A 24,036-nucleotide genomic window follows, 5' to 3' on the forward strand; every position below is an offset into this window, starting at 1 on the left:
CGCTCCGTGGCGTCGCGGCTCCGATCCAGGCACTCGTTCCCCCTCGTGTCAAGGCCAGGGCCGTCCGGGGAGAACTCCGGTGACGGCGGACGGAACCACCGGGTCGGCCGTGCCCGGCGCGGGCGGGGAGCGCGTCGCCCGCGCGGCCCACGGTCAGGAACTGGTCTGGCTGACCGGCCGCCGCTCCCGGGGCCTGCTGCTCCAGCACGTGGCCGACACCTTCCGGCTCGGCGCCGCGATCGACGAGGCCCGACTGCGCGCCGCCCTCGGTGAACTGGCCGAACGGCACACCGCCCTGCGCACCTCGCTGCGGGTGCTGGACGGCGAGCTGCGGCAGGTGGTGCACCCGCGGATCGACCTCCCGGTGGAGTTCACCGACCTCGGTGCACCGGACGACGGCAGGCCGGCCGAGCGGCTAGCCGAAATCGCCGACCGGGCGGCGGCGCAGCCCTTCGACCCGGACCGGGCGCCGCTGTGGCGGGCCGTCGCGGTCCGGCTCGGCGCGGCGGACTGGGCGGTGGTGCTGGTCGCCCACCAACTGGTGTGCGACCCGGACTCGTTGTTCCTGCTCAACGCCGAACTCGTCGAGCTGTGCGCGGCGTCCGAGCAGGGCCGGCCCCCGGTGCTGCCCGAGCTGCCGACGGACTTCGCCGGTTACGTCGACCGCAGGCAGGGCCGCCCGGCCGCCGAGTTCCGGCGCGAGCAGCCGTTCGGCCTGCCGCCCGGCCACGGCATCCCGCTGGACCGGCCGCGCCCGGTCGTTCGGGCCTTCGCGGGCGCCGAGGTCCGCTCGGAACTCCCGGCCGGCCTGCCCGCCGCGCTGCGGAAGGGCGCCGCCCGGCTCGACGCGGCACCCGCCGTGGTGCTGCTGGCCGCCTGCGCGGCGCTGCTGCACGGCCGGTCCGGCCGGACTGACCACGGGATCGGAGTACCGGTCTCCGGGCGGCACCGGCCGGAGACGCTGCCGCTGGTCGGAGCCCTGGCCGGCACGGTGGTGCTGCGCCTGGACACCTCCGGCGACCCGGCCTTCGCCGAGCTGGTCGACCGGGTGCGAGGGGCCGCGGTGGCGGCCTGGGAACACCAGGACACGCGGTTCCCGCAGTTGGCCGACGAGCTGGTCGACGGGTCGCTTGACGTCCTGGCCGACGCCGCTGAGGAGCAGGGGCGGTCCGGTGTGCCGGGCGACGTCCCGGAGCAGTACCGGCGGTCCGGCGTGCCGTTCGACGACCGGGCGAACGTCCCGCACCGGCCCTGGCGGGCCGGTCTCCCCCCGGTCGGTCAGCTTACCTTCACCACTAGCGAGGGCCCGGAACCCGGCCCCCCGTGCGGCTTCGCCGAGGACGACCTGTTGCTGGAAGTCGCCGACCGCGCCGCGCGGTTGGTGTACGACAGTGCGCTGTTCGCCCCCGCCACCGCCCGCGGCCTGCTCGACGACTACCTGGCGCTGCTCGGTGCCGCCCTCGCCGAGCCGGCCACGCCGCTGTCCCTGCTGTTGTCCCCGCTGCCCGGAGCCGCCGGAACCCGGCCGCCCCGACCGGCCCGTGACGAACGGACCGCCGGTTCCCCCACCGGCGGCCGCGGACCGTCCGGGCCGGACGCCCCCCGCGGGGGCCGGGCCGCCCCATCGGTTCTTCTGAGGAGCACGTCATGACGGTGACCGGTCGGATCGTCGGCATACCGAGCGAGGTGTGGCACGAGGAGGTGCTGGCACCGCAGTTCGCGTACGAGGCGGAGCACCTGCTGCGGCACTACGTGGCGATCGAGAAGGTGCTGCTGCTGGAGTACCGGCGGATGGAGCTGGTGGACGACGCGGGGACCGCGGCGATCGCCGCCCGGCTGGACGGGGTGTCCCCGGAGACCGTCCGGGCGAACCCGCAGGAGAACATGTCGGACATCTCCTTCGCCCTGGAGCGGCACGTGGCGGCCGGCCCGGTCGAGCCGTTCGCGGCCTGGCACGTGGACCGCAGCCGCAACGACCTCCAGGTGTGCGCCCAACTGATGTCCGCCCGGGAGCAGGTGCGGGCGCTGGCCGCCGACCTGCTCGCCTTCGACGCGGCGGTCCGCGAGCTGGCGGCGGGCGCGGTCGAGGTGCCGATGCCCGGCTACACCCACGCCCAGGCCGCCCAGGTCGTCAGCCCCGGCTTCTACCTGGCCGCGCTGTCCTACGAGACGCTGGCCGCGGTGCGCCGGCTGCTGGCGGCGTACGACGAGATCGACGCCTCACCGCTGGGCGCCGGCAGCATGGCCGGCCAGGAACTCGCCTGGGACCGCACCCGGATGGCCGGACTGCTCGGCTTCGCCCGGCCCCAGCCACACGCCCTGGTGGCCGTCGCCTCGCGCGGCTGGGCGCTGGCGATCGCGGCCGAGGCGGCGAACTTCGCCGTCGCGCTCAGCCGCTTCACCACCGACCTGATGGCCTGGGGCGGCAGCGCCCACGGCTTCCTGGACCTCCCGGACGAGCTCTCCGGGATCTCCGCCGCGATGCCGCAGAAGAAGAACTTCCCCGTGCTGGAGCGGATCCGCGGCCGCTGCGCGCTGGTGGCGGGCAGCGCGGCCGAACTGGCGGCGGCTCAGCGCAACACCCCGTACACCAACACCGTGGAGGTCTCCAAGGAGGCGGGCGCGCACCTGCGGGTGCAGACCGAGGCGCTGCGCTCGACGCTGCGGCTCGCGCACGCCGTGGTCGCCGGGCTGGAGTTCCGCAGCGACCGGATGCGCGCGGCCTGCGAGGAGGAGTTCCTCGGCGGCTTCACCCTCGCCAACCGGCTGACCCTGGACGAGGGCGTGCCCTGGCGTACCGCGCAGATCATCGCGGGCCGCTACATCAAGGTCGCGCTGGACAAGGGCCTGGCCCCGGCCGACGGGGACGCCGCGCTGCTGTCGGCGATCGCGGAGGAGGCCGGACACCGACTGGCCGGTCCCGAGGCGCTGTTGGCCGCCTCGCTGAGCGTCGAGGCGGGGCTGCGCGCCAAGACCTCGGTCGGCTCGACCCACCCCGAACAGGTCCGCGCGACCCTCACCGAACTCCTCGGCGAGCACGAGCGGTTGACCGGACGGTGGGCGGAGCGGGACGCCGCCGTACGGGCGGCGGCGGACCGGGTCGCGGCGCTGCTCGCGCCGTCGGCGGAGGCGGACACCCCGGCGGAACGGCCTTGACCCCGCCGCCGCCCCAGCCGGTGACCCCGCCCCAGCCCGAGCCCCCGCGCCGTCCCTCCCTCGCCGCCCCCCGCCGCGGGATCGACCTGCGGACCGGCTCGGCCCGCGCCTTCGGCACCTTCGGCGAACTCCTCCAGGGCGCCCTGCCCGGCGGCCCGGAGTTCCTGGTGACGCTGCCGGTCGACCGCTGGGCCCGGGCCCGCTTCCGCCTCGACCCGGGCGGCCCGCTGCGGGTCTTCCCCTCGCACAAGACCAAGACCCGGCGGGTGGCCGAGGCGATGCTCGCCTCCTGCGGCCGGCCGGGCGGCGGGGTGCTGCTGCTCGACGGCGACCTGCCGGTCGGCAAGGGGATGGCCAGCTCCTCGGCCGATCTGGTCGCCACCGTACGGGCGGTCGGCGCCGCGGTGGGCCTGGACACCTCCCCGGCCGCGGTCGAGCGCTGGCTGCGTCCGATCGAGCCGACCGACGGGGTGATGCACCCCGGCGTGGTGGCCTTCGAGCACCGCGAGGTGCGGCTGCGCGAACGCCTCGGCGGCCTCCCGGCGGCGACCGTGGTCGCGGTGGACGAGGGCGGGCTGCTCGACACGGTGGCGTTCAACCGGGTGCCGAAGGTGTTCTCCCCGGCGCACTGTGCCGAGTACGCGGACCTGCTGGCCGAACTCGCCGCGGCGGTCCGGGCGGGCGACCTCGCCCGGGTGGGGGCGGTGACGACCCGCAGCGCGGTGCTGAACCAGCGACTGGCGCCCAAGCGCAACCTCGACGCGATGCTCGCGATCGCCGAACGGATCGGTGCGGAGGGGGTGGTGTGCGCGCACAGCGGCACCCTGCTGGGCCTCCTGCTGGACGAGAACGACGCCGACCACGGACCCCGCCTGGCCGCCGCCGTGGCGGCCTGTTCGACCCTGCCCGGCACCACCACCACGGTCCGGGCCCTCAACCTTCAGGACATGGAGCCAGCTCATGCGGCATGAATCGATCGTCGAGGCCATCGGTCACACGCCACTGGTCCGGTTACGGGTGCCCGCACCGGAGGGCGTCGAGGTGTACGCGAAGCTGGAGCTGGCGAACAACTTCGCGATGAAGGACCGGGTGGCCCGGCAGGTCGTCACCGAGGCCCGCCGTTCCGGGGCGTTGAAGCCGGGCGCGCCGATCGTGGAGAGCTCCTCGGGGACGATGGCGCTCGGCCTGGCGCTGGTGGGGACCCACCTGGGCCACCCGGTGCACATCGTCACCGATCCGAGGATCGACCCGATCACCCTGGCCAAGCTGCGCACCCTGGGCTGCGAGGTGCACGTGGTGTCGGCGATGGGTGAGCAGGGCTGGCAGTCGGCCCGGCTGGACCTGCTGGCCGAGCTGATGACCGGCCTGCCCGGCGCCTTCTGGCCGCAGCAGTACTCCAACCCGCAGAACCCGGCGGCCTACCGGGGCCTGGCCGAGGAACTGGTCGCCGACCTCGGCACGGTGGACGTGGTGGTGGGCTCGGTCGGCAGCGGCGGTTCGCTGTGCGGGACGTCCCGGGCCCTGCTGGAACGTTTCCCCGAGCTGAAGGTGGTCGGCGTCGACGCGGTCGGCAGCGTGCTGTTCGGCCAGCCCGACGTGCCGACCCGCCGGCAGTCCGGCCTCGGCAACAGCCTCTACCCGGACAACATCGACTACCGGCTGATCGACGAGGTGCACTGGCTCTCCGACGACGAGGCCTTCGCCGCGACCAGGGCGCTGGCCCGGGAACAGAAGATCTTCGCCGGGAACACCTCCGGCTCGGTCTACCGGGTGCTGACCCACCTCGCGGCGAACGCCGCGCCCGGCACCCGGCTGGTCGGCATCATGCCGGACCGCGGTGACCGGTACGTCGACACCGTGTACGCCGCCGACGCCGAGGCCGTCGAAGGTACGGCGACCGAGCCGACGCCGGTCCGCTACGGGGAGCTGGTGCACAGCTGGTCGTACGCCGAGATCTCCCGCCGGGAGCGCCCGCTGCTGCTGTTCGTGGAGTCCAACACCACCGGCACGGGCATGCTGGCGCTCACCACGGCGGTACGGCTCGGCCTGGAGCCGGTGCTGTTCGTGGTGGACCCGGCCCGCTACCAGGGGCTGGCGGAGACCGGCTGCCGGGTCGTGGTCTGCGACACCGACGACCCGCAGGCGCTGCGCAAGGCCGCCGAGGAGGCGGCCGGCGGCCGCGAGGTGGCGGGGGTGACCACGACCAGCGAGTACTACCTGGTCCAGGCGGCCGCGCTGGCCGAGGGGCTGGGGGTGGCGGCCAACCCGGCGTCGGCGCTGGCGGCCTGCCGGGACAAGTCGGCGACCCGCCGCACCCTGCTCGCGCACGGGGTGCGCCAGCCCCGGTTCGCCGAGGTCCGCGACCCGGCCGAGGTCGAGGCGGCCGTCGCGGCGGTGGGCCTGCCCTGCGTGGTCAAGCCGGTCGACGAGTCCGGCTCGCACGAGGTGCTGTGGTGCGGGGACGTCGCCACCGCCACCGAACAGGTCCGCAAGCTGCTGGCGGTCACCCGCAACGTGCGCGGGCAGGCCAGCGCCGGGACGGTGCTGGTGGAGGAGTTCCTGACCGGGCCGGAGTTCAGCGCGGAGATGTTCTGGGCGGACGGCGACGCGGTCTGCGTCGGCATCACCCAGCGCACCGTCAGCGAGCTGCCGTACTTCGTGGAGACCGGGCACCTGTTCCCGGCGGTGCTCCCCGACGGGACGGCCGCGGCGATGGCCGACACCGCCCGGCACAGCCTGGAGGCGGTCGGGCTGAACCGGGGCCCGGCGCACGTCGAACTGCGGCTGACCGCGGACGGGCCGGCCGTCATCGAGATCAACGCCCGGCTGGCCGGCGGCATGATCCCGGAGCTGATCCGGCCCGCGACCGGCATCGACCTGCTGGAGCAGCAGATCCGCGCCGCCGCCGGGCTGCCGCTGAACCTGACCCCGGAGCGGGAGCGCTCCGCCGGGATCCGCTTCCTGATCGCCGCCGAGCCGGGCCGGCTGGCCGCGGTCGAAGGTGTCGAGCGGGCGGGCGCGGTCGCCGGGGTGGACCGGGTCACCGTGACTGCGGCCGTGGGCCGTTCGGTGCGGCCGGTCCGGGAGGCGTACGACCGGCTGGGCCACGTGATCGCGGTCGGGGACGGCCCCGAGCAGGTGGGCGCCGCCCTGGACGCCGCGCTGGCCGAACTCGCGGTGGTGGTCGAGCCCGGGCATCAGCGGGCCGAGCAGCAGTAGCCGCGTACGGCAAGGGGAGCGCCGGCCGGCCGGCGCTCCCCTTCGCGTTCCGGCCCCTTCGCGTTCCGGCCGCCGCCTTCAGGCCCCCCGCCGTCTTCAGGCTTCCGGCGCGGGGCGGCGTCGGCGCACCACGACCGGCTCCGTCGCGTCCGAGCGGGGCGTCCGGTCGATCAGGGCCGCCAGCGCCGCGACGGTCGGGTGCTCGAAGCAGGCGCTCAGCGGCAGTTCGACGCCCAGGCCCTGGTGGATCTCGGCGAGCATCCGGACCGCCGCCAGCGAGTGGCCGCCGAGGGCGAAGAAGTCGTCGTCGATCCCGATCCGCCCGGTCCCGAACAGCCGCTGCCAGATCCCGGTCAGCGCCCGTTCGGTGGCGGTGCCCGGCGGGGTGAGGAAGCCCTCGGCGCCTTCCTCCGGGGGGATCCGCAGCGCCTTGCGGTCGGTCTTGCCGGACGGCAGCGTCGGCATCGCGCCGAGCACCACGAACCGAGCGGGCGTCATGGCCCGGGGCAGCGAGCGGACGCAGTGCGCCCGCAGCTCGGCCGGGGTCGGCCGGGCGGCCGGATCGGCCGGGTCCACCGGCGTGACGAAGGCGACCAGGCGCGGCCCGGCCTCCGCCGAACCGTCGACGACCACCGCCGAGTCGGCGACCTTGCGGTGCGCACCGAGAACGGCCTCGACCTCGCCGAGCTCGATCCGCACCCCGTGGATCTTCACCTGGTCGTCGCCCCGGCCCAGGTACTGCAGCTCGCCGTCGGCCGTCCACCGGGCCAGGTCGCCGGTACGGTACATCCGCTCACCCGGCGCGCCGTACGGGCAGGGCAGGAAGCGGTCCGCGGTCAGGTCGGGGCGCCCCAGGTAGCCGCGGGCCAGGCTGGCGCCGGCGAGGTACAGCTCGCCGGGAACACCCGGCGGGACGGGCCGCAGGCCCTCGTCCAGGACGAACAGCCGGGAGCCGGTGACCGGCCTGCCGAGCGGCGGGCTCACCGTGCCGTCCAGCGGGCCGGACAGGGTGCCGAGCACGGTCGTCTCGGTCGGCCCGTAGGCGTTGTGCAGCCGCCGTCCGCGCCCCCACTGCGCCGCCAGGTCGGCGCCCATCGCCTCGCCGCCGCTGACCACCGTCCGCAGCCGCGGGAACGCGCGGGCGGGCAGCGCGGCCAGCGCGGTCGGGGTCAGCACGGCGTGGCTGATCCGCCGCTGTTCGAGCAGGACGGCCAGCTCCTCGCCCAGCACCGGGTGCGCGGGGGCCACCACCAGGGTCGCCCGGGATCGGAAGGCCAGCAGGAGTTCCATGACGTACATGTCGAAGGTGGGGGACACCTGCTGCAGCACCCGGGGCTTCTCGCCGCCGGTCGCGCTCTGCTCGCCGCCGGTCGTGCTCTGCTCCCCGCCGGTCGTGCTCTGCTCCCCGTCGCCGCCCGCCGTCACCACCTCGTGCAGCCGCTCGCACAGCGGCGCCAGCCCGGTGTGGGTGACCACGACGCCCTTGGGCCGTCCGGTCGAGCCGGAGGTGTACAGCAGGTAGGCGGCGTTCGCCGGGTCGACCGGCGCGGTGGCCGGGCGCTCGCCGGAGTGCTCCGCGAGCGCGTCCAGCAGGTCCGGGTCGTCCAGCAGCAGTGTCGTCGGGGCGCCGACGGGCAGGGCGGAGGCGCCGGCCGAGTCGGTCAGCACCAGGGCGGGCCGCGCGTCGGACAGGATGAACGACAGCCGCTCGACCGGGAACTGGACGTCCAGCGGCAGGAACGCGCCGCCGGCCTTGGCGACGGCCAGCACGGCGAGCACCAGCTCGCCGCCGCGCGGCAGGGCGAGCGCGACCGTGCGCTCCGGGCCGATCCCGCGGGCGACCAGTTCGGCGGCCAGCCGGTTCGCCTGCTCGTCCAGTTCGGCGTAGCTGAGGGTGATGTCGCCCGCCTCCAGGGCCGGCGCGTCCGGTGCCGCCGCCACCGCCCGCTCGAACTGCCCGGCGAGGGTGACCGGTTCGGGCGCGGCCGCGCCGGTGCTCCACCCGCCGAGGACGGCCTCGCGCTCGCCCGGGAGCAGCAGGTCCCAGTGGGAGATCGGCAGGTCGGGCTGCTCGGTCGCGAGGGCCAGCGCGAGCAGCAGCCGCTGCGCCAGCGCCTGCCCGGCCGCCTCGTCGAACAGGTCGGCGCTGACCGTCAGGACGCCGCTGATGGTCGCGCGGGCGCGGTCCTCGGTCAGCTCGAAGGTCAGGTCGAAGGGCGTCGCGGGGGTGCCCAGGTCGAAGGGCTCGGTGGGCAGCCCGCCGAGCGCGGGCACCGGCTCTGGCTCGCCGTTGAGGCTCGCCATCACCTGGAACAGCGGGTTGCGGCCGTGCCGGCGGGGCGGGTTGAGGGCGGTGACGATCTCGTCGAAGGGCAGCTCCATGTGGTCGTGCGCGGCGAGGTTGGTCTCCCGCACCCGGGCGATCAGGGCGCGGAAGCTCGGGTCGCCGGAGGTGTCGGCGCGCAGCACGGCGGTGTTGATGAAGCAGCCGATCAGCTCGTCCAGCGCCTGGTCGGAGCGGCCCGCGGTGGGGGTGCCCAGCGGGATGTCGGTGCCGGCGCCGAGGCGGGTGAGCATCGCGGCGATCGCGGCCTGCAGCAGGATGAAGACGCTGGCGCCGTGCTCGTGGGCCGCGGCGGTGATCCGCCGGTACAGCTCGGGGCCGGCCTCCACCCGGGTGGGCAGGCCGCGGAAGGTCGGTGTCGCGGGGCGCGGCCGGGCCCCCGGCAGGGCGAGCTCCTCGGGCAGCCCGGCCAGCGTCCTGGCCCAGAACTCCAGGCTGCGTCCGAACGGGCTGGCCGGGTCCTCCGGGCGGCCCAGCTGCTGTGCCTGCCAGAGTGCGAAGTCGGCGTACTGGATGGGCAGTTCGTGCCAGTTCGGGGCCTGCCCGGCGGATCGGGCAGCGTAGGCGGTGGCCAGGTCGCGGCAGAGCGGGGCCAGCGAGAGGCCGTCGCAGGCGATGTGGTGGACGTCCACCAGCAGGACGTGCGAGCGCGGGCCGGTGCTGAACACGTGCAGCCGCAGCGGGACTTCGACGGTCAGGTCGAAGTGGGTCTCCAGCGCGTCCCGCAGCGCCTGCTGGAGGCCGTTGGGGTGGATGGCGCTCGCGCGGACCACCCGGGTGACGGCCTCGGGCGGCTGTACCGACTGGCGCGGCACGCCGGTGTCGGCGGGGAAGACGGTGCGCAGGATCTCGTGCCGCCGGCCGAGGTCGGCCGCGGCCGCGGTGAGCGCGGCGAGGTCCAGCTCGCCGGCGATCCGCACCGCCAACGGCATGTGGTAGAAGGCCTGTTGCTGCCCCAGCCGGTTGACGATCCAGATCCCGCGCTGGGCCATGGACAGCGGCAGCGCCTCGGGCCGGGGGCCGGAGGCGGCCGGGATCGCGCTGCGGGCGGGCGCCTCGGCGGGGGTCGCGGCGGCCTCGTCGAGCAGTTTGGCCAGGTCGGCGAGCACCGGGGTCTTGAGGATGTGGCGGACGGAGAGCTTGACCGACCACTGCCGCCGGATCCGGGCGACCAGCCGGGTGGCGAGCAGCGAGTCCCCGCCGTCGCGCAGGAAGTCGGTGTGACGGCTGACCGTCTCGGTGCCCAGCAGCCGGGACCAGATCGCCGCGAGGGCCCGTTCGGTCCCGGTCGAGGGAGCGTCGGAGCTGTCGGAGCCGTCAGCGCCGTCGGTGGCTCCCGCGGCGGGGCGGGGCAGCGGCGCCTGCGGGTCGGCGGCGTACTCGACGGTGCCGTCGGCCAGCACCCGGGCCCGGCGGCCGCTCGGCGCGCCCGCCAGCAGGAGTTCGCCGTACACCCCGGTGGGCGCCCGGTTGCCGTACCGGTCGCGGACCTCCGCCTCGGCGCCGTCCACCTCGGCCGGGCCGTGCTCGCCCAGCGGGACGCGGCCGACGCCCGCCACGCCCTCGCCGCCGACGCCCGCCACGCCCTCGGCCAGGAAGGCCTCCAGCAGGGCCAGGTAGTCGGCGGCGAGCCGCTCGACGGTCGCCCGCTCGAACAGGTCGGTGGCGTAGTCGAAGGTGAAGCCGACCTCGTCCGCCGTGTAGCTGACCGCGAGCTCCAGGTCGAACTTGGCGGAGTCGTTGCGCATCTCCACGATCTCGACCGCCAGCCCGGGCAGCTCCGGCGGGGGAACCACCTGGTTGACGCTGCACATCACCTGGAACACCGGGTTGCGGGACGGGTCCCGGACCACGCCCAGCGTCTCCACCACCCGGTCGAACGGCACGTTCTGGTGCGACAGCGCCTCCGCCGCCACCGTCCTGACCTGGCCGAGAAGGTGGCGCAGGGTCGGGTCGCCGGTCAGGTCGACGGGCACGGCCAGGGTGTTGGCGAAGTAGCCGATGACCGGCTCCCACTCGGCGCGCGGCCGGTTGGCCACCGGCACGCCGACGACCACCCGCTCCTCCCCGTTGTACCGGTGCAGCAGGGCGGCCAGCACCGTGACGGCGGTGGCGAACAGCGAGGCCTCGTGCCCCGAGCCCCAGGCGGCCAGCCGCCGTTGGAGATCCGCCGGGACGGGCACGGTGACGCTGGCGCCCGCGCCGCTGAGCAGGACCGGCCGCGGCAGGTCGGACGGGATCCCGGCCTCCTGTGGCAGCCGGGCCAACTGCTCGCGCCAGAAGGCGAGCTGGCCGCGGTAGAGCTCCACCGTGGCGGGCTCGGCCTCCCAGGCCGAGTAGTCGGCGTAGCGCATCGTCAGCGGGGCCAGGCCGGTGGGCGCGCCGCCGACCCGGGCGGTGTAGCAGACACCCAGCTCCCGGAAGAACAGGCCCTCCGACCAGCCGTCGGTGATCGCGTGGTGCATGGTGACGGCGAGGTGGTGCACCGATGCGCCCGCCCGGACCAGCTTCGTCCGGAACAGCGGACGCCCGGCCAGCGGGAACGGGATCCGGCTCTCCTCCTCCATCAGCCGGATCACCGCGGCCTCGCCGAGGTCGGTCAGGTCCACCTGCTCCCAGGGCAGTTCCTCGGGGTCGAGCAGCAGTTGGAAGACCTCGTCCTCGTCCCCGGCGAAGGTGGTGCGCAGACCCTCGTGCCGGGCCACCAGGTCGCCGACGGCGAGCCGCAGGGCCTCGGTGTCGAGCTCGCCCGCCAGCCGGAGCCGGAACGGGACGTTGTAGGTGCTGTTGGGGCCGTTCAGCTGCTCCAGGAACCAGAGCCGCTTCTGCGCCAGGGACGCGGGTGCCCGCCCGTCGCCCGAGCGGGCGGCCGGTACGGCGGCGGACGAGGGGGCGGCGCTGGTCGAGGCGGTGGCCTCCTCCGCCAGGGCGCGGGCGAAGACGGCGTCCAGTGTGGCGCGGCCGACCGCATCGGTGTCGTTCACGAGCGTTCCTGGCCTTCCGGGTCGTGGGGGGGTGATTGTCCTGATCCGACGTCAGACGGTGGCGGGCTCGGGGACTTCGGTGGGGATGCCGGTCGCCGTCCGCACCGGGGAGAGGGCGAGCAGCAGCGCGGCCAGCCCGATGCCGCCGGCGCAGACCACGATCGCCAGCTGGGTGCCCAGCCAGGAGCCGAGTGCGCCGCCGACCATGGCACCGAACGGGGTGCCGGCCATCACGATCATCCGGGTGGAGGCGTTCATCCGGCCCTGCATGGCGTCGGGGGTGATCGCGGACCGGTAGCTGCGGATGTTGACGGCGCTGGCGATCACCAGCACGGCGTAGGCGACCTGGACGAACATCAGCATCGCGAAGGCGACCCCCTTGGGCATCACCGTCGCGGCGGGGATGACGAGTTCGACGGCGGTCATCGCCACGGTGGTCCAGATCACCATCCGGCCGAAGGGCAGCGCCTTGCCCAGCCGGGCCGCGATCAGGGCGCCCATCAGCGAGCCGACGCCGGTCCCGGCCAGCAGCGCGCCGACCAGGATGCCGGGCAGGTCCAGGGTGCGGGTGATGAAGACCAGGAACACCGGGTCGATCGCGATGGCGGAGAAGTTCACCAGGAAGGTGACCAGCACCAGGGTGCGCAGCGTCGCGTCGCCGAAGATGAAGCCCAGGCCCTCGCCGATCTCCTTCCACATCGAGGACGGGTCTCCGGTGGCGGGTTTCTCCGGCACCGGCTCGCGCTTGCGGATGCGCAGGGTGCAGGCGGCCGCCAGCCCGAAGGCGAAGACATTGACCATGATGACGACGGGCCCGGTGAGCAGCTGCACCAGCAGGCCGCCGAAGGTCCGGCCGCCGATGTTGGAGACCGAACTGCTCATCTCCAGCTTGCTGTTGCCCTCGACCAGGTCCTCGCGCTCGACCAGGGCGGGCAGGATCGAGGCGTTGCCGATGTCGGAGACCGTGCTGCAGGCGCCGGTGCCGAACACCACGGCCAGCAGGAGCGGGACGCTCAGCAGGTGCGCCCAGGACAGCAGCGGGACGGAGAGCAGGATCAGCGAGCGCACGGCGTCCGCCGCCACGATGATCATCTTCTTCGGCCGCCGGTCCAGCCAGACCCCGACGAACAGGCTGATCAGGAGGTAGGGCAGGAACTCGGTGGCGAGCAGCAGGCCCATCTGGAACACCGAGGCGCCCAGGCTGACCGAGGCGATCAGCGGGACGGCCACCGCGACCATGTTGGTGCCCAGCATGGAGAGGGTCTGGCCGGCCCAGAGTCTGCGGAAGTCCGCGTGGTCCCACAGTCCGGTGAGCTTCACGACGCCGCTCCCGCCTGGGCCATGGCGCGGCCCATCAGGTCGAGCAGCGGCTGCGGGGCGGCGAGGAAGGCGTGGTGCCCGCCGTCCAGCAGGTGCTCGTGGTGGCGGCCCGGCGGGACGTACCGCGTCCAGCCGCCCAGCTGCTCGGGGCGGATCTCCACGTCCTGCTTCCAGCCGACCGTGTGCACGGCGCAGGCCAGCGGTTCGGGGGCGTCGAGCCGGTAGCGGCGCTGGGCCGCGAGGTCCTCCTCCAGCACGTCCAGAGCGACGTCGAGGAAATCCGGGTCCATCCTGGTCCCGGCCGCCTGGGCGAGGATGTTCAGCTCGACCGCGAGCTCGTCCCGCCCGAGCCACAGCCAGCGCCCGAACGGCTCCTCGTCGGGGGCGAGTTGGGAGGACATGAAGAGCGCGGTCAGCTCCTTGCCGTGCGCCCGCTCCAGTTCCAGCGCGGTGGCGAAGGCGGAGAGGGCGCCGCCGCAGTGGCCGAAGAAGCCGGTCGGCCGGTCCACCAGCGGAGCCAGGGCCGCCGCGGCGGCCGCGGCCAGGTTCTGGTACGTGACCGGGTGCGGCTCGCGCAGGCGGTTCTCCCGTGCGGGCAGCTGCACCAGGCACACCTCGACCTCGCCGATCCGCTCGGGCCAGGCGCGGTACATCGACGCGCCCGTGCCCGAGTACGGGAAGAGGAAGATCCGTGCCGGGGCGTCCTCGGATGGTTGGCGGAACAGCCATTTGCCCGCGTCGGTCTGCATGGCGCCGTGAACTCCTTGTTCCCGCCGTTGCGGTGTCGGGATGGTCGGTGTCGGGATGGTCGGTGATGGGGCGGTGGGGCGGTGGGGCGGTCGGGCGGTGGGGCGGTCGGGCGGTCGGAGTCCGGGGCCGCGGCGGCCGGGTCAGTCGCCGAGCGCGGCGGCGCCGAGCGCGGCGCCGACGGCCCGGACGTGCGGCTGCCGGACCAGGCCGTAGTGGTCGGTGTCGAAGCGGTGGACCCGGAAGTCGCCGGACACCACCGCCCGCCAGGCCTCGGCACTGCCCAGCTCCCGGCCGTCCCGGCTCTCCAGGTAGACCGCGTCGCCGGGGTGGCGGCGCGGCCGGTAGGCGTGGTGGGCGTGCAGATGGGCGGCGAAGACGCGGTGGCGCGCCGTCCAGGCCTCGCTGCCGGACTCGGCGGGCGGGGCGCCGGTGAGTGCCAGGGCGTCCCGCAGGAGTGCCTCGGTGGTGCGGGCGTCGTCCAGTCCGGCGAGCTGCCCGGGGTCGGGGAAGGCGGCGTCGACCATGGCGAGGGTGACCTCCCGGCCGGCCTCCGTCAGCAGGCCTGCGGTCTCGAAGGCCAGCACCGCGCCGAAGGACCAGCCGGCCAGGTGGACCGGTCCGGCCGGGTGGTCCCGCCCGATCCGGGCCGCGGCGGCCGCGGCCATCTCCTCGACGGTGGCGCCGACCGGCTCGGCGCAGTCCAGCCCGTACACGGCCAGCCGCGGGTCGAGCGCGGCGGTCAGGGCCAGGTAGCCCAGGGCGCTGCCGCCGACCGGCGGGAACAGCCACAGCGGCGCCGCGCCGGAGGGGCGCAGGGCCAGCACGTCCCAGCCGCCCGGGGCGTCCGGTGAGGGCGCCTCCAGCAGGGCGGCGAGGCGCTCGACCGTGTCGTGGGCGAACAGCTCGGCGACGCTCAGCCGGCGCTCGAAGTCCCGGCGCAGCCGCCCGATCAGCCGGACGGCGGCCAGCGAGTGCCCGCCGACCTGGAAGAAGCCCACGTCGACGCCGAAGTCCGCGGTGTCCAGCACGTCCGTCCAGGCGGCGGCGACCAGGCGCTCGGCCCCGGTCAGCGGCCGGGTGGGTGCGGTGGGCCTCCCGGTGTCCGCGGGGGAGGGGAGCCGCTTGCGGTCGACCTTGCCGCTGCCGGTCAGCGGCAGCTCGGGCAGCGGCTGCCAGGCGGCGGGCACCATGTGCCGGGGGAGCAGTCCCTCGGCGTGCCGGCGCAGCTCCGCGACCGGCAGCGCGCCGCCCGGCCGGACGGTGAAGTACCCGACCAGCCGCTCGCCGTCGAAGGTCACGGCGGCCGAGCCGCAGTCCGGGTGCGCCGACAGCGCGGCCTCGATCTCGCCCGGTTCGACCCGCATGCCGCGGATCTTCACCTGGGCGTCGGTCCGGCCCAGGTACTCGATCGCGCCGTCCGGGCGGCGCCGGGCGAGGTCCCCGGCGCGGTAGAGGCGCTCGGTGCTGCCGTCCGGCAGGGTGTGCTCGCGGAAGCGCTCGGCGGTCAGTTCCGGGCGGCCGTGGTAGCCGTCGGCCAGGCAGACGCCGCCGATGAACAGCTCGCCGGCGGTGCCGACCGGGACGGGGTGGCCGGACGGGTCCAGCAGGTGGATCCGGGTGTTGGCGATCGGACGGCCGATCGGCACGGTGTCCGCCTCGTCGCGTGAACAGTGCCAACAGGTGACGTCCACGGCGGCCTCGGTGGGGCCGTACAGGTTCGCCAGGGCGGCCTTGGAGCGGTCCAGGAAGTCCCGCCGGAGGTCGGCCGGCAGCGCCTCGCCGCTGCACACCACCTGCCGCAGCGCGGTGGCGGCGGAGACGTCGGCGGCGTCCAGGAAGGCCCGCAGCATCGAGGGGACGAAGTGCGCCACGGTGATCGACTGCCGGGACAGCACCTGTTCCAGGTAGCCCGGGTCCCAGTGGCCGCCGGGCTCGGCGACGACCAGCCGGGCGCCCTCGCGCAGCGGCCAGAAGAACTCCCACACCGACACGTCGAAGGTGTACGGGGTCTTCTGCAGCACCCGGTCCTCGGCGGTCAGCCGGAACTCCTCCTGCATCCAGTCCAGCCGGTTGGCGATCGCCCGGTGGGACACCACCACGGCCTTGGGGCGGCCGGTGGAGCCGGAGGTGTGGATGACGTAAGCCGGGTCGCCCGGGCCGGTCCCGACGCCCGGGGCCCGCTCGCCGCACGCCGGATCGTCGGGCACGAACTCGACCCGCACGCCGGGTAGTTGGAGTCCTTCCGTTCCGGCGGCGGTCAGCACCACCCGGCAGTCGGCGTCGCTGAGCAGCCGGGCCGTGCGCTCCGCCGGGTCCGCCGGATCCAGCGGGACGTACGCGCCACCGGCCTTGAGCACGGCCAGCAGCGAGACCACCAGCTCCGCCGAGCGGTGCTGGACGATCCCCACGTGCTCGCCGGGCCGTACGCCGAGCGCGACCAGCCGGTGCGCCAGGGCGTTGGCCCGGCCGTCCAGTTCGGCGTAGCTCAGGACGCGGTCGCGGAACAGCACTGCGGGTGCCTGCGGGGTGGTCGCGGCCTGCCGTTCGACCGCCCGGTGCAGCAGCCGCGGGCCGGGGTACTCCCGTTCCGTCCGGTTCCACTCCCGCAGCTCGGCCAGCTCCGCCCGGTCCAGCAGCGGGACGGCGGTGGGTGCGGCGGCCGGATCGGCCAGCAGGACCCGGATCACGGCCACGTGGTAGCCGAAGTAGCGGTCGGCGTCGTCGGCGGCGATCCGGTCGGCGTCGTAGCGCAGGGCGAGCCCGATCAGGTCGGTCCCGGTGTCGCGGGAGAACTCCGAGCCCAGCAGGAAGTCGGTGGGGGTCCGGCTGCGCTCCTCCAGGACCTCCAGGTCGCCGGTGGGGACGGCCGACTCGTTGCGGAAGTGGGTGTAGTTGAAGAAGGTCTCGAAGGCGGCCGCGCCGGCCACCCGGCCGCGCAGTTCGGCCATCGGGAAGCGCCGGTGCTGCTGGACGGCGAGGTCCGTCGCGGCGACCTGCCGGATCAGCTCGGACCAGCTGCCGACCGCCAGGCGGCAGCGCACCGGCAGGGTGTTCAGGAACAGGCCGACCACCCGGTCCCCGTCCGGCTCGGCGATCCGGCCGTTGTACACGGCACCCGAGACCACGTCCTCGGAGCCGGTCAGCAGCGCGATCACCCGCAGGTGCACGGTGAGCAGCACGATCCGCACCGGGACCTGCAGCCGGGCGGCCAAGGCGACCAGCCCGGCGGAGAGTTCGGCCGGCAGTTCGCGCGGCACCACGGCCATGTCCGGCACCCCCGTGCCCGGAGTGGCCGGTACGGATCCGAGCGCGACGCCGTCGAGCTGCGCCTGCCAGAAGGCGAGCTGCTCAGCGTCCCGCACGGCCGCGCGCTCCAGGGCGACGAAGGAGCGGTAGTGGGCACCGGGCGCCGGCGGCAGGGCGGCCGGGCCGCCGCGCCCGAGGGCGGTGAGGTAGAGCGAGAGCAGCTCGCCGAACAGGATCCGCTCGCTCCAGCCGTCGATCACCGCGTGGTGGACCACCGTCCACAGCTGGACCTCGTCCCCGGCGAGCCGGGCGAGGTGGTAGCGGATCAGCGGGGGCCGCTCCCAGTCGAACAGGTGGCGGCCCTCCCAGTCGGTGCGCTGGTCGATCAGGGCCCGCTGCTCCTGCTCCGGCAGGCCGCGCAGGTCCTCGAAGCTCACCGGCGGCTCGGCGATCCGCCGGTGGACGACCTGGAGGGGTTCGCGGAAGCCGCCGGGGGCGAAGGAGGTGCGCAACAGCTCGTGGCGCTCCAGCAGCCGGGCGACGGCGGTGCGCCAGGCCTCGGCCGAGAACTCGACCCGCAGCCGGGTCAGCAACACGTCGTGGTACATCGCGGTGTGCGCCTGCTGGCCACTGCGGTAGAGCATGCCGGCCTGCAGGGCGGTCAGCGGGTAGGCGGCGACGGCGTCGGCGGGCAGCCGCGGCCGGTCCTCGGGGTGGACCAGCTCGAAGGGTCCGGGGGCCGCGGGGCCCGCGGCGGGCTCCGCGGTGCGCACCAGCGGGGCGAGCTCGCGGACGGTCTGGTTGCGAAGCAGGTCGCGGACCCGGAAGCCGAGGCCGCGGGCGCCGGCCCGGGCGACGATCTGCACGCTGCTGATGGAGTCGCCGCCGAGCTCGAAGAAGTTGTCGTCGATGCCGACGGCGGCGCGACCCAGCACCTCGGCCCACACCTCGGTGAGCACCCGCTCGGTCTCGTCACGCGGCGCGGAGTCCTCGGCGGCGGTGGGCGGCTGGGGGCGTTCGGGCTCGGAGGCCACGGCCGTACGGGCGGTGGCCCGCGGCGGCGAGGCGGAGCCGAGGAAGTCGGTCAGCGGTCGGTCCGGGCGTTCGGCGGCCAGTTCCAGCACCCGGGCGTAGCTCGCGGCGAAGTCGGCGATCCACTCGGGGGTGAACCGGTCGGCGCGGTACTCGAACTCGGCGACCGGTCCGTCCGCGGTCCGGTTGACCTGCAGGGACAGCTGGTACTTGGCGGTGACCGACGGGACCTCGACCGGGCGGAACTCCAACTCCCCGGCCCGCACCGGCTGGAAGAAGTCCTCGCCGACGGTGAAGGCGACCTGGAAGACCGGCGGGTGCCCCCGGTGCCGGGGCGGCCGGACCTCCTTCACCACCGTCTCGAAGGGTACGGCCTGGAGGTCCTGGGCCCGCAGGACGGCGGCACGCACCCGCTCGACCAGCTCCCGGAAGGTCCGCGGCCCGCTGAGGTCGGTGCGGACCGCGACCATGTTGACGAAGCAGCCGACCGTCGACTGGAACTCGGTCCGGCCGCGGTTGGCGGCAGGGGTGCCGACCACGAGGTCGCGCAGCCCGGTGCGGTCGGCGAGCAGCAGGTCGTACGCCGCCAGCAGGACGGTGAACGGGGTGGTGCGTAACCCGGTCGCCAGTGCGGCGAGCTGTTCGACGGCCGCGGCCGGCAGCGGGACGTCCGCGGTGCCGCCGGGGGCGGCGGTGGAGTCCGGGTCGGGCAGCGGGAGGTCCCCGGGCAGCTCCAGCACCGGCAGGTCGCCGGCGAGCAGTTCGGCCCACTCGTGCCGGGCCCGTTCACCGGCCGGGCTCGCCAGCCACTCGTCGTGCCAGAGCGAGTAGTCGCCGTACTGGTAGTTCACCCCGGGCAGGCCGGGCTCCGTCCCGGTGGTGAACGCCCGGTAGTGGGCGGCAAGTTCGTCGAGGACCAGCTTCGCCGACCAGCCGTCGAAGACCGCGTGGTGGGCGCAGAACATGACCACGTGGCTGCCGTCGGCGCAGTGCAACAGTCCGGCCCGTACCAGTGGCCCGTTCTCGAGGTCGAAGGGGGCGCGGGCGTGGCGCGCCATTCGCTGTTCGCGTTCCTCGGCGTCCCGGCAGGTGGCGAGGCGCCATTCCCAGCGCGGTTCCGGATGGACGACCTGGAGGAGTCCCCGCTCGTGAATGCGGAAAGTGGTGCGCAGCGCCTCATGCCGGGTGAGCACGGCGTCGAACGCATTGCGCAGCGCCGGGATGTCGACCGTTCCCCGGACTTCCCAGAAGCACGGGATGTGAAAGGTCGGTGCGTCACCGACGGTCTGCTGCGCGAGGAAGAGTTGCTCCTGGACCTTCGACGCCGGGAACGGATCCTCGTCCGCGGCGTCCGATTGGGCGGGGAACTCGCTGTCCACGGCTCGTAGACGCCCTTTCCTCCTGGGTGTGGAGACACGGATCGGCGTCCCCCAGGAACGTCAGCATACAGGCGGGAATTGGCTCGGCAAGGGGTGAGATCTTGCCGTGCCCGTAAGGGATTTGACCTCTGTCATGATCGCATCGAGTAGGGTAGTCTCGCCGCATCTTGCAGCGATGAGAGCGGGGGATCAACCCATGCCCGACCGTGTCGTTCCCATCTCGCCGCAGCAGCGCAGGCTGTGGCTGCTGCACAGCCTGCATCCGCGGCTCCCGCTCTACAACGGGCCCGTGGCGCACGAGATCCGGGGCGAACTCGATGTCCCGATGCTGGAACAGTCAATCCGTGCACTGATATCCCGTCATGCCGCACTGCGGACGGGTTTTTCCGTGGTGGACGACCAGCCCGTACAAGTGGTGTCCGAGCGCCTGGAGTTCACCCTTCCCGTGCACGACCTGAGGGGGGATCCCGATTCCCTCCGGGCCCGGGTGCGCGAGGCCGCCGCCGCGCCGTTCGACCTGGAGCGCCCCGGGGTCTTCGACTTCCGGCTGTTCCGGTCGGCGGACGAGGAGTGGACGCTGCTGCTGAACCTCCACCACATCGTCACCGACGGCTGGTCCAACGCGGTGATCGCCGAGGAGATCGGCCGGGGCTACGCGGACGCGCTGGCCGGGCGCCCGCCCGCCGCCGAGGAGCCCGGCCACGGGTACGCCGAGTACGGTGCCGCGCTGGCCGAGCGGCTGGCCGACGGCCTGGCGGAGCGTCAACTCGCCTACTGGTCGGAGCACCTGTCCGGAGCCCCCGACCTGCTGCGACTTCCGCTGGACCGCCCCCGGCCGGCCCGGCAGCGCTTCCACGGCGAACTGCTGGACTTCGCGCTGGACGCCGGACTGGCCGAGCGGGTGCGGCAGACCGCGGCCCGCCACCGCACCACGGACTACGTGGTGCTGCTGGCCGCCTTCACCCTGCTGATGCACACCTACACCGGAGAGCGGGACGTGGTGGTCGGCGCACCGGTGTCCAACCGGGACGACGAGGCCCTCGACCGGACCGTCGGGTTCTTCGTCAACATCCTTCCGCTGCGCAGCCGGAGCCGGCGCGGGGAGAGCTTCTCGGAGTATCTCCAGCGCTGTCGGGCGACGTTCATCGGCGGATTCCGCAACCAGGCGGTACCTTTCGACGAAATCGTCAAGGTGACGGACAGTCAGGGCTCGCTCGGGCACTCTCCGCTGGTGCAGGCGGTATTCGGATACCACCAGCAGAGCGCGCCGGTCCTTCCACTGGAGGGCCTGCGGACGAGCCGCTGGAACGTGCCGACCGGATTCGTCCAGACGGACCTGGAGTTCGACCTCGCACGAGCCGGGGACGGTTCCGTGGCCGGAATCATCGCCTATGACAGCGACCTGTTCGACGAGACGACGATCGCCCGGCTCGGCGCGAATTACCGCGCTCTGCTGGAGGGGGCGTTGGCCGATCCGCAGTCGCCGCTGGACCGGCTCGAACTGCGTTCCGCCGAGGAAATTCGGTTCGACCGCGAGGTGAACGCAACCGCGGCGGAGTTTCCGGCGGACGCCTGCCTGCACGAGCTGTTCGAGGCGCAGGTCGAGCGCACCCCGGACGACGTCGCCGTGGTCTCGGAATCCGCGCAACTCAGCTACCGCGAACTCGACGCCCGTGCCGAGGCGTTGGCCCGGCGGCTGAGGGCGCGGGGCGTCGGCCCCGAGCGGGCGGTGGGCATCTGCCTGGAGCGCTCGGTGGAGCTGGTGGTGGGGCTGCTCGGCATCCTCAAGGCCGGGGGCGCCTACCTGCCGCTGGACCCGGCCAGCCCGCCGGCCCGGATCCGGCAGATCCTGGCCGACGCGGCCGCGCCGGTGCTGCTGGTGGACCGGGCGCTGGGGGAGGAGATCGACGCGGCCTCGGTCGGCGCCGAGCCCCTGGACCCGGCGGCCGCCCCGGACCCGGCGGCCCTGGATGCGGCCTTCCCGTCCGAAGGCACCGTGCACCGCCCGCACCCCGAGAACCTGGTCTCCGTCTACTACACCTCCGGCTCCACCGGCATGCCCAAGGGCGTGGCGAGCCGCCACCGCGGCTGGGTGAACCGGATGGTCTGGATGCAGCGCCGGCACCGCCTGGCCAGGGGCGAGACCGTCCTGCACAAGACCACCCTGACCTTCGACGACTCCGCCCTGGAGATCTTCTGGCCGCTGTCGGTCGGCGGCCGGGTGGCCGTGCTCGAACCCGGCCGCCACCGGGACCCGTTGGCGGTGCTGGAGGCCGCCACCCGCTACGAGTCGGTCTACCTCCAGGTCGTCCCGAGCATGCTGAGCGCGGTGCTCGACCTGGTGGAGCAGGCGCCCGAGCGGGTGCCGCCCCGGCTGCGCAACACCACCTCCAGCGGCGAGGCGCTCACCTCGGCGACGGTCGAGCGCTTCCACCGGCTGATGCCGGGCGCGCTGCACAACACCTGGGGTGCCACCGAGGTGTCGATCGACTCGACCTGCCACACCTGCGGCGCGGCCGACGAGACGGCCGCCGGACCGGTGAGCCTGGGCCGTCCGTTCGACAACAACACCGTGCACGTGCTGGACCGCGAGCTGCGGCCGGTGCCGGTCGGCGTGGTCGGCGACCTCTACATCGGAGGCCTGGGACTGGCCCGCGGCTACCTCAACGACCCGGCCCGTACGGCCGGCGCCTTCCTGCCCGACCCGTTCCGCCCCGGCGAGCGGCTCTACCGCACCGGCGACCAGGGCTTCCTGCACCCCGACGGCGGCTTCCGCTTCGTCGGGCGAAGCGACCACCAGGTGAAGATCCGCGGCATGCGGGTCGAACTCGGCGAGATCGAGACCGTGTTGCTCGGCCATCCGCAGGTGAAGGAGGCGGTGGTGGTGATCGCCGAGGGGGGCCCGGTGCAGCGGCTGGTGGCGTTCGTCACCGCCGTCGACCCGGCCGACCCGCCGGGCTTCGACGCCGTCAGGGAGCACGCCAAGGAGTGGCTGCCGCACTACATGATCCCGGCCCAGCTGGTGGTCGAGGACTCCTTCCCGCTCAACGCCAACGGCAAGGTCGACCGGCGGGCGCTGAAGGTGCCCGAGCCGCCGGCCGGCTCGCAGGCCTCCGGGGGCGAGGCGCCGCGGACGCCGTCCGAGCAGTTCGTCGCGGGGGTGTGGCGGGAGCTGCTCGGTGTCGAGCGGATCGGCGCCGAGGACGGCTTCTTCGTGCTGGGTGGGCACTCCCTGGTCGCCACCCGGTTCACCGCGCGGGTGCGCCAGCGCCTCGGCGTCGAGTTCCCGCTGGTCACGCTCTACTCGGAGCCGACCGTACGGGCGACGGCGAGGACGCTGGAGGAGCTCGTCGCGCAGAAGCTCGCCGCCGACGAGCAGGTGGCCGAGCGGTGACCGGCGGCTGGGACGCCGTGGTGGTGGGTGCCCGGGTCGCGGGCGCCGCCACCGCACTGCTGCTGGCCCGGCGCGGTCACAGGGTGCTGCTGATCGACCGGGCCGCGTTCCCCTCGGACACCATGTCCACCCTCTACATCCACCAGCCCGGCGTGGCCAAGCTCTCCGAGTGGGGCCTGCTCCCGGCGCTGCTGGACTCCGGCTGCCCGGTGCTGGACACCATCGGCTACGACGTCGGCGGCGTCCGGCTGGCCGGCCCCGCGCCGGTGATGCCGGGCGCCCCGGCCGCGTTGGCGCCGCGCCGCCTGGTGCTGGACCGGTTGCTGGTCGAGGCGGCCGTCAAGGCAGGCGTCGAGTTCGTGGACCGGGCCAACCTCCAGGAGCTGGTGCACTCCGAGGGAAGGGTCACCGGTGTCCGCTTCCGCACCGCGAGCGGCGTGCGCACCGAGCACGCCCGGCTGGTGGTCGGCGCCGACGGGATGCGCTCCCGGGTGGCCCAACTGGTCGAGGCTCCGGTGGAGTTGAGCGACCCGCGGGCCAGCTGCGTGTACTACACCGGCTGGGTCGGGATCAGCACCGGCTTCGGCTTCCACGAGAGCCCCGGCAACTGGATCGTCCGGATCCCCACCCACGACGACGTGACCCTGATCTCCACCTACTTCCCGCAGGACCGCTTCGCCGAGATCAAGCAGGACCCGTTCCGCCACCACCTGGCGGCCGTGCGCGGCACCGCGCCCGAGCTGTACGAGCAGCTCGCCGGGGCCGAGCAGGTCGAGCAGATCATCGGCACCGGTGACCAGCAGAACTACTTCCGCCGCGGGCACGGCCCCGGCTGGGTGCTGGTCGGCGACGCCGGGCACCACCTGGACACCATCAGCGCCCGCGGCATCACCAACGCCCTGCTCCAGGCCTCCTTCCTGGCCGAGGAGTTGGCGGGCCGGGTGGACGACCCGGCCGCCTCGGCCCGGTTCACCCGGCGCCGCGACGAGGAGCTGACCGAGCCGTACCGGAGCACGTTGGAGCTCGCCAGGCTCACGGTCACGCCCTCGCGGCTGCGGATGCTCCGCGAGATCGCCGGGTCCCCCGAGCTGACCCGCCGGTACTTCGCCGTCGTCGCGGGGATGCTCGGCATCGACGAGCTCTTCGACGAGGACGAGCTCCTCGGCGACGACGACGGCCTCGATGGCGACGATGTGTTCTGATCCCTTTTCT

10 protein-coding genes are annotated in these 24,036 nt (G+C 74.3%); 6 read left to right on the plus strand and 4 right to left on the minus strand.

Translation table 11 applies throughout. The annotated features are described in order from the left end of the window. Positions 1 to 79 precede the first annotated feature (79 nt). The 4 genes from HS99_RS18960 to HS99_RS18975 are packed head-to-tail and all read left to right on the plus strand — an operon-like array spanning position 80 to position 6,375. Positions 80 to 1,651, plus strand: coding sequence for a condensation domain-containing protein (locus HS99_RS18960; protein WP_030550883.1), 1,572 nt, complete (start codon positions 80 to 82; stop codon positions 1,649 to 1,651). Next, entirely contained in the window at positions 1,648 to 3,156 is a 1,509-nt protein-coding gene (locus HS99_RS18965; RefSeq protein WP_030550881.1) for a lyase family protein, read from the plus strand. Before HS99_RS18960 ends, HS99_RS18965 begins: the two co-directional genes overlap by 4 nt. Further along, positions 3,153 to 4,127, plus strand: a complete 975-nt coding sequence (locus tag HS99_RS18970) for a GHMP family kinase ATP-binding protein (protein WP_223886138.1) — start codon at positions 3,153 to 3,155, stop codon at positions 4,125 to 4,127. Before HS99_RS18965 ends, HS99_RS18970 begins: the two co-directional genes overlap by 4 nt. Next, on the plus strand, positions 4,117 to 6,375 hold the full coding sequence (locus tag HS99_RS18975; protein WP_030550878.1) for a pyridoxal-phosphate dependent enzyme: 2,259 nt from the start codon (positions 4,117 to 4,119) through the stop codon (positions 6,373 to 6,375). Before HS99_RS18970 ends, HS99_RS18975 begins: the two co-directional genes overlap by 11 nt. Positions 6,376 to 6,471: 96 nt before the next feature. Here the strand turns inward: HS99_RS18975 and HS99_RS18980 are convergent, their stop codons facing one another. From HS99_RS18980 to HS99_RS18995, 4 genes are all read right to left on the minus strand, one after another. Beyond that, entirely contained in the window at positions 6,472 to 11,703 is a 5,232-nt protein-coding gene (locus HS99_RS18980) for a non-ribosomal peptide synthetase (RefSeq protein ID WP_050366944.1), read from the minus strand. 51 nt (positions 11,704 to 11,754) lie between these two features. Next, the gene (locus tag HS99_RS18985) at positions 11,755 to 13,023 is read right to left on the minus strand and encodes an MFS transporter (protein WP_030550874.1); all 1,269 of its coding nucleotides are present in this window, start codon (positions 13,021 to 13,023) and stop codon (positions 11,755 to 11,757) included. Further along, positions 13,020 to 13,772 (minus strand): thioesterase II family protein, encoded by a 753-nt coding sequence (locus tag HS99_RS18990; protein WP_043387566.1) that lies wholly within the window; start codon positions 13,770 to 13,772, stop codon positions 13,020 to 13,022. The genes HS99_RS18985 and HS99_RS18990 overlap by 4 nt, the downstream gene beginning before the upstream one ends. 141 nt (positions 13,773 to 13,913) lie before the next feature. Then, positions 13,914 to 19,430, minus strand: coding sequence for a non-ribosomal peptide synthetase (locus tag HS99_RS18995; protein WP_050366945.1), 5,517 nt, complete (start codon positions 19,428 to 19,430; stop codon positions 13,914 to 13,916). Between the two features lie 196 nt (positions 19,431 to 19,626). Here HS99_RS18995 and HS99_RS19000 point away from each other — a divergent pair, with 196 nt between their 5' ends. Next, on the plus strand, positions 19,627 to 22,824 hold the full coding sequence (locus tag HS99_RS19000) for a non-ribosomal peptide synthetase (RefSeq protein WP_050366946.1): 3,198 nt from the start codon (positions 19,627 to 19,629) through the stop codon (positions 22,822 to 22,824). Beyond that, the gene (locus HS99_RS19005) at positions 22,821 to 24,026 is read left to right on the plus strand and encodes an NAD(P)/FAD-dependent oxidoreductase (RefSeq protein ID WP_030550867.1); all 1,206 of its coding nucleotides are present in this window, start codon (positions 22,821 to 22,823) and stop codon (positions 24,024 to 24,026) included. The genes HS99_RS19000 and HS99_RS19005 overlap by 4 nt, the downstream gene beginning before the upstream one ends. Positions 24,027 to 24,036 lie beyond the last annotated feature (10 nt).

This window comes from Kitasatospora aureofaciens, from assembly GCF_001188955.3.
GTDB lineage: Bacteria > Actinomycetota > Actinomycetes > Streptomycetales > Streptomycetaceae > Kitasatospora > Kitasatospora aureofaciens.

Bases quoted from the DNA above. Each gene is read 5' to 3' on its own strand.
- HS99_RS18965 (WP_030550881.1), top strand. From the start codon at position 1,648: ATGACGGTGACCGGTCGGATCGTCGGCATACCGAGCGAGGTGTGGCAC.
- HS99_RS18975 (WP_030550878.1), top strand. From the start codon at position 4,117: ATGCGGCATGAATCGATCGTCGAGGCCATCGGTCACACGCCACTGGTC.
- HS99_RS18990 (WP_043387566.1), bottom strand. From the start codon at position 13,772: ATGCAGACCGACGCGGGCAAATGGCTGTTCCGCCAACCATCCGAGGAC.
- HS99_RS19000 (WP_050366946.1), top strand. From the start codon at position 19,627: ATGCCCGACCGTGTCGTTCCCATCTCGCCGCAGCAGCGCAGGCTGTGG.